We start from the raw sequence: 16,462 nt of genomic DNA on the forward strand, positions 1-16,462 counted from the left end.
AAGGTTATTTGTGATTAATGTGCAGCAGGCACAGATTTTTCGAGTTTTTTACTCCCGGTTTTATCCTCTGCGTGTGCCTCCATTTTTTTCTCTCCACTACGTAATGGAATCTCTTTAAGGAACAGAACGAGCAGTGCTGCGATAACTAACAGCGCCGTACCACTTAAGAACACAACTGTCAGGGAATCGCTCAGTGCGTTCCGCAGCATCTCAATCAATTGATTGAAGAGCGGCTGGATTTGCTCTGGCAGTGTTGCATGCAATTCCTTTAGTTTAGGTTGATCTAGCAACATTTGAGGGTTCATAAATGCAGAAAGCTGTTTAGCGGATTCAGGATCGAGTTTGGATAAATCCGGACCTTTGCCTGAAGATACCGCTGCCTCTAATTTTTTCGTTAATGAGGAGTTCATAATGGTACCCATGATGGCAATACCTATGGTTCCACCTAAATTACGGAATAAAGTATTTGTAGCAGTAGCAACACCTAGCATTGAAGGAGCAACAGCATTTTGTACGGTTAGAGTAAATACGGGCATCGATAGTCCTAACCCAACCCCGAAGATAATCATGCTGACTACAGCCGTAGCAATGTTACTCATAAAGGCCATTAATATCATGGCTACAACCATGAATGGCATCCCCATTAGAGCATAACGTTTATATTTTCCTGTTTTGGAGATCCATCTTCCCACTAAAGTACTTAGTACAATCATAGTAAGTGACATTGGCATATTGATAAAACCAGATTTAGTTGGGGAGACGCCCTCTACCCCTTGCACAAAGAAGGGCAGGTAGATCATTGCGCCCATCATACCGGCATTCATCAGGAAACCGACAATCATTGAGATGGATACGATGGAGTTTTTAAATAAGGATAATGGCAATACGGGGCTCTTAGCTTTACGCTCAATCAGAATCAGGATAATCAGACCCAGAATGGAAGCCCCAAACAAGCCGAGAATCTCCGGAGAACCCCAGTCATATTTTGTTCCTGCCCATGAAAAGCCGAGCAAGAGCGCAACGATGGTCAGGGAAAGGAAAATGGAGCCTAAATAGTCAATGGACTCAGATGTAGAACGCGTTGTTTTAGGGAACATTTTCAAAATCATAAAGAAGGCCACGATACCGAAAGGCAAGAAGATCCAGAAGATCCATTTCCAAGCCATGTGATCTACCATGAATCCGCCAAGAGTAGGACCAATTACGCTGGAGAAACCAAATATCGCCATCATAATTCCAGTCCACTTGGCTCTCTCTCTTGGAGCGAACAAATCACCTACAGCGGTTACGGTAGCCGACATGAGAATCCCGCCGCCTAGACCTTGAATCCCGCGATAAGTGATCATTTGAAAAATGTTGGTCGACAATCCGGATAGGAACGCACCTATAATAAAAATGACAATCCCTGATAACAGGAAGGGCTTTCTTCCGTAAATATCGGATAACTTACCGACAAGTACGGTAGCAATGGTTGAGGTGAGCATATAGATGGTAATTACCCAGGTATAATGTTCAATGCCTCCAAGCATCGCAATAATTCGGGGCATTGCTGTGCCCACAATTGTCTGGTTGATTGCTGCGAAAAACATAGCCGCCATTAAAGCAATCATAATTGTAACTTTCTTTTTCTGAGTGAGATGCTCCAGAGCAGTTCCTCTCCTTTAACTTCTATATATTGTAGTTTGGGAATTCATGTCGTAATAATTAGGTAGCCAAACTATCATTTATGTATAATACACAAATTCATCAATTAGCACAACAGGTTAATTATTAAATTTTAATTTAAAGAGAATTTGAATTTGACTTGATTTTTTGGGAATAGGTAAGTAATCTAATTAGATTGAGGTATATTGGAGGTGCCCTATGGATACCCATGACAATCAAGAGCAGAAGCTTATCATAGCCCTTGAAAATATAAAGCGTCTGACTGCTCGCCCCTACTCGATTGATGTAGTATCGTATAGAGAGTTTGTTATGATGTACGTCATTCACACTGTAATGAAGCAAAAGAAAGCGACCGAAGGTGACAAACAGCACCGGGGAGTTATGATTTCTAAATTAAGTGACCTGCTCCAGATAAGTAGACCTACTGCCACGCAAATGGCAAATACTTTGGAGGAAAAAGGTTACGTAGTACGTACAACATCCGAGACAGATCGTCGGGTCGTATATATCTGTTTGAGTGAGCTTGGAGAGCAGATTTATAGCAGGCAGATGGCATCCTATTCCGGTATTTTGAGTGAAATCACGCAAAAGGTCGGTAAGGAAGAGATCGACCAGCTGATCTTTTTGTGCGATCGTTTTCAAGAAGCGGTGCATGAGGTCAGAAGCCGTCATTTTTTTCCACAGTCGGATGAAGAGTCATTAGTTATAGATTCAGTATAAAAAGCCCAACATCAAAAGATATTCCTGCACACCCGCGGGAACATCTTTTTTTGCATCTTAGAGCAAGGAGCGATTATCATCAGAATATTAGCAATTAGTGACATTCACGGAAGTTATGTAGAATTCAATGCACTGTTATCAAAAGTGAATTATCGCCCAGCGGAGGATAAGCTTATCTTGATGGGAGATTATGTGGATAGAGGGCTGGACAGTAAAGGAATTGTGGAGCAAGTGATGACTCTGCAGCAAGAATGTGGAGCTATAGTTCTCAAAGGAAATCACGATAAAATGGCTTGCGATGCGCTCACCGGCGAAGATGATAAATTGGATACCCATTGGCTTACTAACGGCGGATTTCATACGCTGATGAGTTATTGTGAGGCGGGCTACGAAGGTTTGCAGGAGGATTTTGGCTGGAAGGATTATATGCAGCTAAAAGAAAAAATTAGGCGGGACTATAGACATCATATAGACTTTCTAAGCACATTGCCGCTTTATCATGAGACGGAAGAACATATTTTTGTTCATGCGGGCATTAATCCATTTATTGAGGATTGGAAACAGCAGGACCCTTATGATTTTATCTGGATTAGAGAACCCTTTTATAAGAATCCGGTAGTTAGCACTAACAAAACGGTTGTTTTCGGTCATACTTCGACGATGGATCTGCATGATTCAGAAGAAATTTGGTTTAGTCCACTTGGAGATAAAATTGGCATAGATGGTGGCTGCGCATATGGCCAACGACTAAATTGCTTGGAGATTTCCGCAGGGAAATACATAACGCATTTTGTTCGGAATGGTGAGACGCTTTGAGCGTTCTCCCATTTTTTTTAGAATAGTAATGAATTAAACGTTAACTATGTATAAAATAAAGATAGGAGGGGTGCAAATAGGTGAATGCAAACAGCAAATATCATATCCTCATGCAAGGGGCCATCAGCAAGAATGTGAGCGAAACCTGTAAGGAGTTTGGCATTTCCCGGACGATCTATTATAAGTGGTCTAAAGCTTATCAACAACATGGAATGGATGGACTTGGGGAGAAGAAAAAAAAGCCGGTAATGCCTAATAAAGTAGATAAGAAAACGGAAAGATTGATTTTGCAGTACGTCGCCAGATTTCCTGAGGATGGGCCTAGACGCATCTTTTATGAACTGCAAGATGAAGGTATGCAAATAGGGGAATCGGGTATTTATAATGTACTACGTCGAAACGGACTAAATAAACGAATAGAGCGTGAAGCTTACGCCAATCAAATCAAAGCAAAGAAGAGGGATGGCGCACAATCCACTCTCACTAAAGGATTTAAAGAGAAACGGAAAACACTAGATTATAAGATGAAGAATCCGATAAATGCTCATCCCGGGTATATGTGTCAGCAGAGTATCAGCTATTTGGGAGTTTTCCCGAGGGTCGGAAAGGTATATCAATATGTAATTTATGATGCCTACTCCAGACTAGGTCTAGTTAAGCTATACAATCGTAAGTCTACCATTCATTTTATAGATTTTATGCATCTGAAAGTTCTCCCATTGATGAAGACATTAGATTTTCATATCGATAATCTGGTTACGAACAAAAGCCGTGAATTCATTACGAACTGGGACAGAGGAAAACATAAATATAGTGAATTTTTACATAAGAACAATATTAATCAAGTAGCTATAACGGTAGACCAAACAGAGATATTTCAGCCCTTGCAGCAATTTGCGGCGGTGTTGACCAAAGAATTCTACCAGCAGGCTTGGGTAGATGATACGATAGATTCTTTTGAAATTTTAGAAAAGCGCTTACATGAATACTTGAGAACCTACAACTTCAGCAGGCAAATTACAGATGGACCTAATCAAGGTAAAATACCATCGGATGTCGCACTTGCCTATACGGGACAACGAGAAACTTTGCCATTATGGTTATTTACAAGGAGATAACGGATGATGACAAACACGAAGAATAAAGACCGAATTGGGATCATCGGTGCAGGGATTTCTGGGGTTACAGCTGCTTACGAATTAGCGAAAAAAGGTTATACCCACATTACCCTCATGGAGAAGTCGGACAGAGTAGGAGGAAAGTGTCATTCTATTGAGTACAAAGGAAAAAGTTATGAAATGGGGACGCTAATCGGCCTGCCCACCTATAAACATACGATGGATTTAATGAGAGATTTTGATCTTATGGATAGGGGACCATTGTTAGAACGTGGATTTTTTGATAATAATGGGAGGAAAACTTCACAGATTCCCATGGAGCAGATAGAGGCGTTTACACAAGAATTCAAACGACTGCCGGATATTCTAAAACGCTATGAGTCTCTCCAAGAACCGGGATTTCTTCACTTACCACCAGATTTATGTCAGCCATTTTCACAGTGGTGTGCAGAGAATAAGCTGTCTGTCCTTGAACAGGTCTACATGCATTATTTTAATACTTTTGGATTCGGTAGTATCCATAATGTGCCCGCTGCATATGTGTTGAAATTTCTAAGCTATGATAATCTGTTGTCGTTTATTGAAATTACGCATATGATAACCTGGCCTAAGGGTGTTACTGAACTGATAAGACGAATGGCCGACCAAGTGAACGATCTCCGCCTGACTTGTGAAGTGCTTTTTATGGAGCAAGAACAAGATGGACAGGTTCGAGTAGAGACGAGTCAGGACATCTTTTATTTTGACAAGGTCATTTATACAGCAGCTTTAGAGCAAATGGGCGATACAGTTAGCCTGTCCAGTGAGGACAAAACCTTATTAGCGAGTATAACGTATGAATGGTTTAGGGTATATGCCTACAGAGTGAAAGGGCTGCCGGAGCTTTCTGGCTATATCCCCCGGAATATGTACCCTGAACGTAAAGGGCATATGATGGCATGGTACTATCGGTGGGCAGATATGGGAACTACGGATCTAGTTACGGTTTATGTAGCAGAGAATGAAGCTATGACTGATCTGGAAATGCGAGAGACGGTAGAAAATAAACTTCGCGAGCTGGGCGGAGAGAGCATTCGACTGTATATGATGAAGCGTTGGAAGCATTTCCCTCATGTGGATTCTGATGCGCTACATGAGGGGTTTTATGAACGGGTTGATCAGATGCAGGGGAACAACAATATCTATTTAGCTGGAGAAATCATGAACTTCCCTACACTTGAGAATTGTATTGTATATGCGAAACACTTGGTTGAACGATTCTTTTAAATAATAGTAAAGAGGAACCTTGTCCACAAAGAAATTTGTCGACAAGGTTTTTTTTACATTCAAGTTAGGTTTGCAGTATATAGTTCTGTAGACATGCATTCTAATAGATTGCTCAGAAGAAAGGTAGAAACTTTGGCGAATCCTAGTGCTATGGTTGTGTAAACTCAACTTGAAATGAAACTAAAAAAACACTGATAAATCAACGTTTTAAGCGATTTGATCGTTCAAAGAGGGATGTACTATATTGGACCTGAGACACAGATTATATACACCAAACTACAAGGAGGAGTAAAAAATGTTTTTATTCGAATCGATTCCCTGGTACTCTGCGCTAATGTGGTTAGTAGTACTAGCAGGATTAATGTTTGTAAATGAAATCGCACGGAAGAGCAAGTGGTTCTCAATCATTCTGTTTATAGTTGTCCCTATTGTTCTTACCATAGCGGTCTGGCCGAATACGGCAGGCGAAGGCTCTAGTACCGGAACATGGTTTCACTGGGTAAAAGTATATTCTGCTTTGGCAGGATGTATAGGGTTTATGGCTATCCGTTATGTTAAAGGATGGGACAAAAATAAATATATATTAATGTTCCCGGCTATTATCCTTGCAGTTAACATTCTTGAAGCAGTTATTCGTGATTTCCAAGTGTACAGCTTGCAAGGTATGGTGGATGGCGTAATGATGGTAGGTGGTCCTTGGAACATTATGAACGGGATCGCAGGTATTCTGAACATTATTACGATTTCTGGTTGGATGGGAATTGTGATCAGTAAAGATAAGAGTAAAGATATGTTGTGGCCTGACCAGCTTTGGTTCTGGATCATTGCTTATGACATTTGGAACTTTGCCTATGTATATAATGCAGTTTCTGACCATTCCTTCTATGCAGGTGCAGCATTGTTGATTTCTTGTACCATCCCGGCGTTCTTCTTCAAAAAAGGGGCATGGCTGCAGCATCGTGCACAGACTTTGGCGATTTGGATGATGTTTACGATGTCATTCCCGGCGTTTGTTGGCGAGTCAAAGTTCTCTGTACAATCCTCTCATAGTGAAACCGCTCTGTGGGTAGTAAGTGCATTATCTTTAGCTGCTAATATTGCAGTGTTTGGTTATCATTTCTATAAAATTATCAAGCATAAACGCAATCCGCTTAAAGAGGAAGTTTATACGGATTTAGCTGCTTATAAGGCTATTGCAGAGGGTGCGAATTAATAGAAATAATATAATAATGAAAGAGGTTCCTCCAGCTTAAAGGGTGGAACTTCTTTTTGTGAGTAATTAAAGTTCTAATTATCAGAGCTCCATATCCGCCTGATGTTGCTGCGCGCGAAACTCTTTCCTTTTTATACAAAGCAAAAGACAGGTCAGTAATAACACACATAATAAAGTTGCCGTATACGTGAAATTGCTATTCCAAAACACTATCTGAATATTCATTAATGAGTGAACGCCGATCACGAAAAATAGATTTTTGGTTAAGATATAGAGTAGAGCGAATATAACTCCTAGAATTAGAAGCATGATAAAATCATAAACAAACTCCATTCCAACTAATCCTGAGTAAATCCGGTTTGGGATATGTATGGCAGCAAAGATCGATTGTGAAATCAGCATTGCCGTGATCATCCGTGTAGTCTTGTTGTTGATTTTTTTTAAGCATAAATAGATTTGAACGAGCAGGAAGCCGCGAAATAAGATTTCTTCCAATAAAGCATTTCCGAAGATTTGACCTAGAATTTCACCGAAAACTAAATTTGAATGACTGAAGATATTATTGTTAAGCGTTAGCTCTGAGTGATTCAAGTGTACCATACACAAATCTACTATATTTATAGCGAGCCAAAACAGAAAGGTGCCCAGCAGTCCAGCTCGTAATTTTTCTATTTTTAACCCAAAATCCCGGGGCGAAACTTTAGCTATCAGAATCAAAAAAATAATTACTTCTAAGAGAAGCCCAACTAGATTGGCGGCTAACGTTTCATTGATCCAGTGGTTTGTGTTTTTGGCGATAAAACTTAAATATCCATGCTCAAAAAGGATAAGATTAACCGCAAGAGTAAAGATAATATGAATAAAAATCAGGTTCGCTATAAAAAGGTAGTGTGTAGGCTTTGCTTCAAAAATCGATGATGGATTGAACTCCTTGGAGTGAAGCATCAACGGCAGTCCTCCTGAATACAAAATATTCCAAATTAACCTTAGATTTCACTATATCCTTTTTGAGGCCAAGTTTACTGTTACAAAAATCATGTGTTATTCTTCACATTCGCCCATCCCCAGATTGACAGAAGCAAGGGCACTGGCTATACTTGAAATGTTAAAATGCAAATCGGACAAATCGTTGATGAAAATGAAGTACACCGGAGGATGGCTTGGTCAGAGAAAAGGTTCCTTTACGAAACGTTTCGTAATGGCTGTGAGAACCTTGAAGACAGGCCGGTGGAAAGCTAATTTCGGAGTGTGAGATCAATGCTCACCGGGGGCGCCCGTTATCAGCCGCGACAAGGCGATCGTCTGCAATTGTCCCATGAGTGGGGTCAAGGCGATAACCAGGGTGGTACCGCGATATTAATCGTCCCTGAATTATTCAGGGGCGTTTTTTTGTTTTTATTTTTTAGGTATTTTGTAATTTCCGGTGTAAATGCCGAAGTAAAAAGATGAGACGGGAGCTGTAAATTATGAAAGCAAGTGAAATTCGTTCCAAATGGCTTAAGTTTTTTGAAAGTAAAGGTCACAAGATTGAACCAAGCGCGTCCCTCGTTCCTCACAACGATCCTTCGCTTCTGTGGATCAATGCGGGTATGGCACCTTTGAAAGTGTACTTCGATGGCCGGGAGGTTCCAGAAAATCCGCGCCTGACCAACTCACAAAAATGTATTCGTACCAATGATATTGAGAATGTGGGTAAGACACGCCGTCACCATACGTTTTTCGAGATGCTGGGTAACTTCTCCATCGGTGATTATTTCAAAGAAGAAGCTATCACATGGGCTTGGGAGTTCCTAACCGGCAAAGAGTGGATCGGCTTTGACCCGGAACGTATTTCCGTAACGGTGTACGCAGAGGATGAAGAGGCATTTAAGCTGTGGAATGAAAAGGTTGGCCTGCCTGCTGAACGCATCATTAAGCTGGGCGACGAAAATTTCTGGGATATTGGCGAAGGCCCATGCGGTCCTTGCTCGGAAATCTTTTATGACCGCGGAGAAGCTTACGGCAGTGATATGAGCGATCCGGAAATGTATCCAGGCGGAGAAAATGAACGTTGGCTGGAAGTATGGAACTTGGTGTTCTCACAATTTAACCATAACAAGGATGGCAGCTATACGCCGCTTCCGAATAAAAACATTGATACAGGTGCTGGTTTGGAGCGTTTTGCATCCATTCTACAGGATGTAGATTCCAACTTCGACACTGATTTGTTCCAACCTATTATTCAAAAGACAGCACAACTCGCGGGTGTAACTTATAAAGATAACGTTGAGCAGGATATCGCGCTTAAAGTAATCGCTGACCATGTGCGTACCGTTACTTTTGCAGTAGGGGATGGAGTACTTCCTTCTAATGAAGGACGCGGTTATATTATCCGCCGTTTGCTTCGCCGTGCTGTTCGGTACGGAAAGACCTTGGGTCTGGATCGTCCATTCCTGTATGAGCTGACTGAAACCGTTGGCGAAATTATGGGTGTCTACTATCCATCCGTTGTGGACAACCGCGAATATATCGCAAAGATTATTCGTACTGAAGAAGAACGTTTCCACGAAACATTGTCTGACGGATTGGCTATTTTGGGTGAGATCAGTGCTAAAGCAAAAGCAGAGGGTCTCAGCAATATTGCTGGAGCCGATGCATTTAAGTTATATGATACTTATGGATTCCCATTTGACTTGACCGAAGATTTCGCAGCGGAGCAAGGATTAACTGTAGACCGTGAAGGTTTTGATGCGGCTATGCAGGAGCAACGTGACCGTGCAAGAGCTGCACGTCATGATGGCGGCAGCATGAAGATTCAGGGAGGCGCACTAGCAGACCTGACGGTTAAAAGTGAATTTGTTGGATATAATGACTCGGTAACAGAGTCGAAAATCCTGGCTATTGTTGTGGGTGATGAATTGGTAGATGTCGCCGGCGAAGGCGCAGAATGCCAAGTTATTCTTGAAGCAACACCGTTCTATGCTGAGAGCGGCGGACAAGTAAGTGACACCGGTGTGCTTACTGGGAGTTCAGTTACGGCTAAGGTAAAAGGACTCTTTAAAGCGCCGCACGGCCAACACGTACATTTGGTAACTGTGGAAGCGGGAGAATTGAAAGTGGGCGAATCCGTTCGCGCGGAAGTGGATCGTGCAGAGCGTGAAGATATCGTGAAGAACCACACAGCTACCCATTTATTGCACAAAGCGCTTAAAGAAGTTCTTGGCGGGCATGTTAATCAAGCGGGATCTTTAGTGGAAGGTGCTCGTTTGCGGTTTGACTTCTCCCATTTTGGAGCGATTACTCCAGAAGAACTGAGCGATATCGAACATCGCGTAAATGCACAAATCTGGCGCGGTCTAGATGTAGTGATTGAGAACAAGCCGATTGATGAAGCTAAAGCAATGGGAGCAATGGCGCTCTTTGGTGAAAAATACGGTAATATCGTCCGTGTCGTTCAAGTGGGCGATTACAGTCTTGAGCTTTGCGGTGGTTGTCATGTATCCAACACGTCGCAAATCGGAATTTTCAAGCTGCTTAGCGAAAGTGGCATTGGATCCGGAGTGCGCCGCATCGAGGCAGTTACCGGACGTTACGCTTACCAGTTCACTGAAAGCCAGCTAGATTTGCTCAAACAATCAGCAGGCCTTCTCAAGTCTTCTCTGAATGACGTTCCGAAACGGATCGAAGCGCTGCATAACCAGGTGCGTGAGCTTTCACGTGAGAATGAATCTCTGCAATCCAAGCTGAGCGCTACTTTTGCTGCTGAACTTACAAGCAGTGTGAAGACAGTTGGCGCAGGTACGCAGCTCCTGGCTGTTGCTGTTCAAGCAGGCAATATGGATGCTTTGCGTTCTACAGCGGATGAATTGAAATCCAAGCTTCCGGATGCAGTGCTTGTATTAGGTGCGGCGATGGATGATAAGGTGAACTTTGTAGTATCTGTACCGCAAGACCTTGTGAAGAAAGGTTTCCACGCTGGTAAACTCGTTAAAGAAATCGCAGCGGTTTGCGGCGGCGGCGGTGGCGGGCGTCCAGATATGGCGCAAGCCGGCGGTAAAGATGCTTCTAAGCTAAACGAAGCATTGGCAAAGGCTGAAGAATTGGTAGCTTCCTTAGCCTAAGTTAAAATTACGAAACCATTTCTCTAACTAAACGTATTACGAGAAAACATAGCGGTACTGAGAGTTTGATATCAGTACCGCTACTCTTTATTAGCAGGATGTTAGATTATTCATGAAGAATTGTGCTTGACAATAGCTTAAAAGCCAAAAATATCATAATTTTTGTAGAGAAAATGCCAAAAAAAGCGTTAATAACGGGCAGGATTTCCTCGTTGGGGCATGAATATGTTATGATAAAGGAAGCAAGCGAGCTGCACAGTAGCAACTTTGCGAAGCCGTCCCAAAAGGCGATTTTGCAGAAGGAAGGTGTCACAAATGGACTCCATGGACAAAACGGTCAAATTCAATGTGAAGGGCGACGAAAAGGAAGCTTCTCCCCAGGAAATATTGCTAGCAGTATACGATGCACTGGTGGAGAAAGAGTATCATCCGATCAATCAGATCGTAGGGTATCTTCTTTCCGGAGATCCGGCTTACATTCCGCGCCATAACAATGCGAGAAGTTTGGTCCGGAGAAAAGAACGTGATGAGCTGATTGAAGAGCTGGTTAGATTCTATCTCGTCAATCACAGGGTGGACAATCCGAAATGAAGAAAAAGTTAGGTTTAGATTACGGCGACCGTAGAATCGGTGTAGCCACAAGCGATGTTTTTGGCTGGACGGCACAAGCTCTTGAAACGATTGAGCGCCGAGGTACGGGTAATGAGTTCGAACGCATTCGTGAACTTGTTGCAGAGCACGAAATTGGAGAGATTGTAGTTGGTCTGCCGAAGAATATGAACGGCTCAGTAGGACCCCGGGGCGAAATCTGTATTGAATTCGCTGATAAGCTACGGGAAGAGTTAGAAATGCCCGTACACCTTTGGGATGAGCGTCTGACGACGGTATCCGCAGAGCGGGTGCTGATTGAAGGGGACGTCAGCCGGAAGAAACGCAAGGGGATTGTGGATAAAATGGCTGCAGCCCTGATTTTGCAAAATTTTTTGGATGCTAACAGTAAAAGGTGAGGGGTGCGAGGATATGACAAACGAACAGATTGGCCAAGAGGAAGAACCGGAAATTATCTATATTCCCGATGAGGAAGGTAATGAAGAGGAATTCGAGGTCATTATGAAGTTTGAGGTTGATGGCTCGGACGCTAAGTATATGATGGTGGTTCCGCTAGACTCCGAGGACGAGGAAACCGATGAGGTATACGCGTTCCGTTATGTGGAAGAAGGCGACGATCTTCAATTGTTCATGATCGATAATGATGAGGAATGGGCGATTGTCGAAGAGACTTTCAACACACTGGTCGACGAGTTGGACGGAGGATCGGAGAATGACTGAGATATCCGCTGATCAAGCGGTGTGGACTTCACGGCTTAAAGAAGCATACGGAGAAACTGTAGAACTGGAAGATGAGCAAGGCAAATCTTCCATTTACGATATTATCGCCGAATTTGAAGTCGGTGATCGCGGATATGCGGTGCTGAAAGGCTCTGGCAAAGACGTGGAGTATGAAATCCTGCGTATCGTTATCTCTTCTGACGGACTTCCGGAATTGGAGAGCATTATGGACGATGAAGAGTGGGAAGACATCTCTGAGCTATACGATGAGATGACTTTTCCAGCAGATGGCGCTGAATAAATCTTAAACATGTACGTTACATTTATGATGGGCACGGAAGAGGGCGGAGAATTCCGCGCTCTTTTTGCTTGAAATGCGAGCAATATCCTGTATAAACATCAATTTAAGGAAATATATATTGAATTCTAGGCAATACACTTTTATACTTTATAGTCGGAAAGTGAGGAACCAGACTTGAAATCCGCAATCCGTACTGTGTTAATCATTATTCTTTTGCTGGCAGCAGCAGGAGGTGGGGGAGCATGGTACATTTGGAACGGGATGCAGCCGGTAGAGCCTGCAGGTCCTGCTGTAACATTTACGATAGAGAAGGGCATGGGAAGTGCGGAGATTGCTGATCTGCTTGAGCAGAATGGCATTATCCGTAAGAGTCTTTTTTTTAAGGGATATTTGAAATGGACTAAAGAAGGTTCTAGCTTCAAAGCAGGTACTTATATCGCTAAGCCGGGTGACAGCTATGATGAACTCATTGCGAGATTAAATGCAGGTGATGTAGTTAAGGAAGAAACTGTGGTCTTTACCATCCCCGAAGGATATACTGCTGAGCAGATCGCTAAGAAGCTCGCTGAAGCTTGGAATCAGGATGCGGCTACTTTTCTTGAAATTATGGATACTGGTGCAGGTTTGAAGGGGATTGATATTCTGGGTATCCCGCAGGATAAGAATCTTCGCCACCGTCTTGAAGGATATTTATTTCCCGAAACCTATGAACTGGCCAAGGATAGCACGCCCCAGGAAGTTGTAGAAGCACTTTTGGATCAGTTCCAGAAGAAGCTGGATACGATTCCCGACTGGCAGCAAAAGCTAGAAACGCGTGGATTGTCTCTGCATGAACTGTTAACCGTAGCCTCGCTGGTAGAGCGGGAAGTTGTGGTGGATAGTGAACGTCCGCTTGTGGCTGGGGTTATTTATAACCGCCTAAAGAAAGAACAGAAGCTGGAGATTGACGCTACCGTTCAATATTTACTCAATAAGCAGAAGGAAAGACTTTTGTATAAAGATTTAGAAGTTGATAATCCATATAATACGTATAAGAATATTGGACTTCCTCCGGGACCTATTAGTAATCCGGGGCTGGAGTCCATTCAGGCGGCACTCGAACCAGAAGCTTCTGAATATTATTTCTATGTGACCAAAAAAGATGGTACACAGGGCCATTTGTTTGCTAAGACCTACAAGGAACATTTAGCCAATATCGAAAAAAGCAAGCAAGAATCGAAGTAAACTATTAAAATGAAGAGTGGTGCGGTTGAAATAACTGTACAAGTAGGAGGTACAACATGACTAACAAACCGGAATTGCTGGTGACGGCAGCGTCCTTAGAGGAAGCTGCTGCTCTGCTGGATGCCGGAGCAGATGCGCTGCTCATTGGGGATGACCGTTTCGGGATGCGGCTTGCTGGACATTTCTCTCTGGAGGATACAGCGACTGTCGTAGAAATGGCGCATTCGCGAGGCTGCAAAGTGTATGCAAGCTTGGGTGGGCTGATGTCTAACCGTCTGCTGGATGAGCTTCCTGACTATGTGAAGGCTTTAGGTGAGCTTGGCATTGATGGTGTTGAATTCGGGGATCCAGCTGTGTTAACCACAGTGAAGAAAGAAGCGCCAGTAATGAAGCTGCACTGGAATGCGGAAATGACTTCCACCAACTATGCGACCGCGAATTATTGGGGACGCAAGGGGGCTTCTCGTGTCGTGCTGGCCCGTGAGCTGAATATGGATGAAATGACGGAAATGGTTCCGCTTTTGGAGATTGAGGCACAGGTGCAGGTTCATGGAATGACTAATATATACCATTCCAAGCGGAAGCTTGTTGAAAGCTATATGTCACATCAAGGCCGTCCTAGTGATGGAGGAAGTCTCGGGAAGGAACGCGGACTATTTCTGATTGAGGAAGAACGAGATGACCAGAAATTCCCGATTTATGAAGACGAGAACGGCACTCATATTATGAGCTCGGATGATATTTGTATTTTGGAGGATCTGCATATTCTGATGGCTGCAGGTATACACAGCCTTAAGATTGAGGGACTCTTGAAATCGATAGCGTATAATGTGACGGTTGTGAAGACTTATCGTAAAGCTATAGATCTTTATGCGGCTGATCCGGAAGGTTATGCCTTCGATGAGGAATGGATGGATGTAATCAGAACGGTGCAGGACCCTGAACGGGAGTTAAGCTTCGGATTTTTCTATAAAGAGCAAGTATATTAAGTTTGACAAAAATAAAGAGGTTATAGGTCCCCACGAAGATTAGGACAGCATTTTATAGCATGTGACTTAGCTTTGTGGGGCGATGGAGGGGAGAACAGGAATGGGAACCATGACAAAGCCGCAATATAAGGGCAAACGTTACCGTCTGGACAAACCGGAGCTCCTCGCTCCGGCTGGTAATTTGGAAAAATTGAAGTTCGCAGTACACTATGGTGCGGATGCTGTTTATATCGGAGGACAACAATACGGCTTGCGTTCCGGCGCAGATAATTTCAGCTTCGAGGAAATGCGCGAAGGTGTTGAATTCGCCAAGAAATATGGCGCTAAGGTATTTGTTGCAACAAACATTTATGCTCACAATGAAGATGTCGCGGGAATTGAAGAATACCTGCGTAACTTATATGAAGCTGGCATTGCTGCTATTATCGTAGCTGATCCAATCATTGTAGATACAGCACGCCGGTTAGTGCCTGGACTTGAAGTGCATTTGAGTACACAGCAGTCTACATTGAACTGGCAAGCGGTGTCCTTCTGGAAAGAAGAGGGGCTTCCGCGTGTTGTTTTGGGCCGTGAGACAAGCCTGGAAGAGATTGCTGAGATTAAAAAACATGTCGACATTGAAATCGAAAGCTTCATCCATGGTGCCATGTGCTCCTCATATTCGGGTCGTTGTGTATTGTCCAACCATTTCACCGACCGTGATTCCAATCGCGGGGGCTGTTGCCAGTCTTGCCGTTGGAAATATGATTTGTTTGAGGATGCACGTCCGGAAGGGACTTGGGTGTCTGAGGAAGAGCAGGCTGAAGCGAAATCTCCAGCTCCTCTGCTTCCAGGTGTAACTCAGATTCCACTGCATCAGCAAGGAGATAATCCCTTCTCCATGGGCTCTAAGGATCTGTGTATGCTGGAAAGTATACCTGAACTGATTGAAGTGGGCATCGACAGCTTCAAGATCGAAGGGCGAATGAAGTCAATCCACTATGTGGCTACTGTCGTAAATGCATATCGTAAAGCCATTGATGCTTATATGGCAGATCCGGAAGGGTATGAATTGAAGCAGGAATGGCTGGATGAGCTTAACAAAGCGGCTAACCGTCCGCTAAACACAGGATTCTTCTATGATACTCCGGATCATGAAGATCATATCTATGAGCCTGAAGAAAAAGCAGCTCCGTATGATTTTGCCGGACTTGTAATTGAATACGATGCTGAAAGTGGTACGGCACTAGTTCAACAGCGCAATCACTTTAAGCCAGGTCAGGAAGTAGAATTCTTTGGACCTAACGATACGTTCTTCAAGCAAACGGTTGGCGAAATATGGGATGAGAAAGGCAATTCGCTTGATGCCGCCCGTCATCCACTGCAACCTATTCGCATGAAGGTAGATCAACCAGTTGCATACTTTGATATGATGCGTAAGAAGAAGTTTTAATAAAAAACAGGGAAGCTTTTGGTCATCCAAGAGCCTCCCTGTTTTTCTTTTTGACAAAGCGAACAATAAGTTATATATATTAGGGATTAACAAATATATCCAAGGGAGGAGGTCCAACAAGCTATTTATTATGATTAAACATACATAGGTTAAAAGTTGTAAAAAAAGTCTCGTAAAGCTAAGGAAAAAGACCTAATACGCCGATATATATATTGGTTAACGCTTTCATGCGTATTCTAATATTAGCGGGTAGGTGATCAAGATGGGGGATCCTGATCAAGATAGTATT

The 16,462-nt window shown here is 43.1% G+C and carries 15 protein-coding genes; 13 read left to right on the plus strand and 2 right to left on the minus strand.

The window, feature by feature from the left end; all coding sequences use genetic code 11:
• Positions 1-14: 14 nt before the first annotated feature.
• Positions 15-1,610, minus strand: coding sequence for an MDR family MFS transporter (locus NYE72_RS07750; protein WP_063829770.1), 1,596 nt, complete (start codon positions 1,608-1,610; stop codon positions 15-17).
• Positions 1,611-1,863: 253 nt separating this feature from the next.
• On the opposite strand from NYE72_RS07750, the gene NYE72_RS07755 reads away from it, so the two are divergent.
• The 5 genes from NYE72_RS07755 (at position 1,864) to NYE72_RS07775 (ending at position 6,798) form a co-directional block, all read left to right on the plus strand.
• Positions 1,864-2,385, plus strand: a complete 522-nt coding sequence (locus NYE72_RS07755; protein WP_052096877.1) for a MarR family transcriptional regulator — start codon at positions 1,864-1,866, stop codon at positions 2,383-2,385.
• Positions 2,386-2,469: 84 nt separating this feature from the next.
• Positions 2,470-3,201: a metallophosphoesterase family protein gene (locus tag NYE72_RS07760; RefSeq protein ID WP_305953537.1), complete on the plus strand. Its 732-nt coding sequence runs from the start codon at positions 2,470-2,472 to the stop codon at positions 3,199-3,201.
• Positions 3,202-3,281: 80 nt separating this feature from the next.
• Positions 3,282-4,319, plus strand: coding sequence for a helix-turn-helix domain-containing protein (locus tag NYE72_RS07765; protein WP_036675621.1), 1,038 nt, complete (start codon positions 3,282-3,284; stop codon positions 4,317-4,319).
• Positions 4,320-4,322: 3 nt separating this feature from the next.
• Entirely contained in the window at positions 4,323-5,585 is a 1,263-nt protein-coding gene (locus tag NYE72_RS07770) for an FAD-dependent oxidoreductase (protein ID WP_080742436.1), read from the plus strand.
• A gap of 295 nt (positions 5,586-5,880) precedes the next feature.
• Positions 5,881-6,798, plus strand: a complete 918-nt coding sequence (locus NYE72_RS07775; protein ID WP_036675614.1) for a DUF5692 family protein — start codon at positions 5,881-5,883, stop codon at positions 6,796-6,798.
• 81 nt (positions 6,799-6,879) lie between these two features.
• Here NYE72_RS07775 and NYE72_RS07780 read toward each other — a convergent pair whose 3' ends face one another.
• Positions 6,880-7,743: a type II CAAX endopeptidase family protein gene (locus NYE72_RS07780; RefSeq protein WP_036675610.1), complete on the minus strand. Its 864-nt coding sequence runs from the start codon at positions 7,741-7,743 to the stop codon at positions 6,880-6,882.
• Positions 7,744-8,264: 521 nt separating this feature from the next.
• Here NYE72_RS07780 and alaS point away from each other — a divergent pair.
• From alaS to NYE72_RS07820, 8 genes are all read left to right on the plus strand, one after another.
• Entirely contained in the window at positions 8,265-10,898 is a 2,634-nt protein-coding gene (gene alaS / locus NYE72_RS07785; protein WP_036675605.1) for an alanine--tRNA ligase, read from the plus strand.
• A 315-nt stretch (positions 10,899-11,213) separates the two neighbouring features.
• Positions 11,214-11,489 carry an IreB family regulatory phosphoprotein gene (locus NYE72_RS07790; protein WP_036675601.1) on the plus strand — a complete coding sequence of 92 codons (276 nt, stop codon included), beginning with the start codon at positions 11,214-11,216 and terminating at the stop codon, positions 11,487-11,489.
• Positions 11,486-11,905: a Holliday junction resolvase RuvX gene (ruvX, locus tag NYE72_RS07795; RefSeq protein ID WP_036675598.1), complete on the plus strand. Its 420-nt coding sequence runs from the start codon at positions 11,486-11,488 to the stop codon at positions 11,903-11,905. The genes NYE72_RS07790 and ruvX overlap by 4 nt, the downstream gene beginning before the upstream one ends.
• Positions 11,906-11,918: 13 nt before the next feature.
• Entirely contained in the window at positions 11,919-12,227 is a 309-nt protein-coding gene (locus tag NYE72_RS07800; RefSeq protein WP_038569507.1) for a DUF1292 domain-containing protein, read from the plus strand.
• The gene (locus tag NYE72_RS07805; RefSeq protein WP_036675591.1) at positions 12,220-12,528 is read left to right on the plus strand and encodes a DUF1292 domain-containing protein; all 309 of its coding nucleotides are present in this window, start codon (positions 12,220-12,222) and stop codon (positions 12,526-12,528) included. The genes NYE72_RS07800 and NYE72_RS07805 overlap by 8 nt, the downstream gene beginning before the upstream one ends.
• A 174-nt stretch (positions 12,529-12,702) precedes the next feature.
• The gene (gene mltG / locus NYE72_RS07810) at positions 12,703-13,752 is read left to right on the plus strand and encodes an endolytic transglycosylase MltG (protein WP_235219365.1); all 1,050 of its coding nucleotides are present in this window, start codon (positions 12,703-12,705) and stop codon (positions 13,750-13,752) included.
• A 56-nt stretch (positions 13,753-13,808) separates the two neighbouring features.
• Entirely contained in the window at positions 13,809-14,741 is a 933-nt protein-coding gene (locus tag NYE72_RS07815) for a peptidase U32 family protein (protein ID WP_038569509.1), read from the plus strand.
• Positions 14,742-14,841: 100 nt separating this feature from the next.
• Positions 14,842-16,173, plus strand: coding sequence for a U32 family peptidase (locus tag NYE72_RS07820; protein ID WP_036675585.1), 1,332 nt, complete (start codon positions 14,842-14,844; stop codon positions 16,171-16,173).
• Positions 16,174-16,462: the final 289 nt, after the last annotated feature.

Source organism: Paenibacillus sp. FSL L8-0333, assembly GCF_037965665.1.
GTDB classification, from domain to species: Bacteria; Bacillota; Bacilli; order Paenibacillales; family Paenibacillaceae; genus Paenibacillus_AQ; species Paenibacillus_AQ odorifer.

Bases quoted from the DNA above. Each gene is read 5' to 3' on its own strand.
- NYE72_RS07770 (WP_080742436.1), top strand. From the start codon at position 4,323: ATGATGACAAACACGAAGAATAAAGACCGAATTGGGATCATCGGTGCA.
- NYE72_RS07775 (WP_036675614.1), top strand. From the start codon at position 5,881: ATGTTTTTATTCGAATCGATTCCCTGGTACTCTGCGCTAATGTGGTTA.
- NYE72_RS07790 (WP_036675601.1), top strand. From the start codon at position 11,214: ATGGACTCCATGGACAAAACGGTCAAATTCAATGTGAAGGGCGACGAA.
- NYE72_RS07800 (WP_038569507.1), top strand. From the start codon at position 11,919: ATGACAAACGAACAGATTGGCCAAGAGGAAGAACCGGAAATTATCTAT.
- NYE72_RS07755 (WP_052096877.1), top strand. From the start codon at position 1,864: ATGGATACCCATGACAATCAAGAGCAGAAGCTTATCATAGCCCTTGAA.
- NYE72_RS07820 (WP_036675585.1), top strand. From the start codon at position 14,842: ATGGGAACCATGACAAAGCCGCAATATAAGGGCAAACGTTACCGTCTG.
- NYE72_RS07750 (WP_063829770.1), bottom strand. From the start codon at position 1,610: ATGATTGCTTTAATGGCGGCTATGTTTTTCGCAGCAATCAACCAGACA.
- NYE72_RS07805 (WP_036675591.1), top strand. From the start codon at position 12,220: ATGACTGAGATATCCGCTGATCAAGCGGTGTGGACTTCACGGCTTAAA.
- NYE72_RS07780 (WP_036675610.1), bottom strand. From the start codon at position 7,743: ATGCTTCACTCCAAGGAGTTCAATCCATCATCGATTTTTGAAGCAAAG.
- alaS (WP_036675605.1), top strand. From the start codon at position 8,265: ATGAAAGCAAGTGAAATTCGTTCCAAATGGCTTAAGTTTTTTGAAAGT.
- ruvX (WP_036675598.1), top strand. From the start codon at position 11,486: ATGAAGAAAAAGTTAGGTTTAGATTACGGCGACCGTAGAATCGGTGTA.
- NYE72_RS07815 (WP_038569509.1), top strand. From the start codon at position 13,809: ATGACTAACAAACCGGAATTGCTGGTGACGGCAGCGTCCTTAGAGGAA.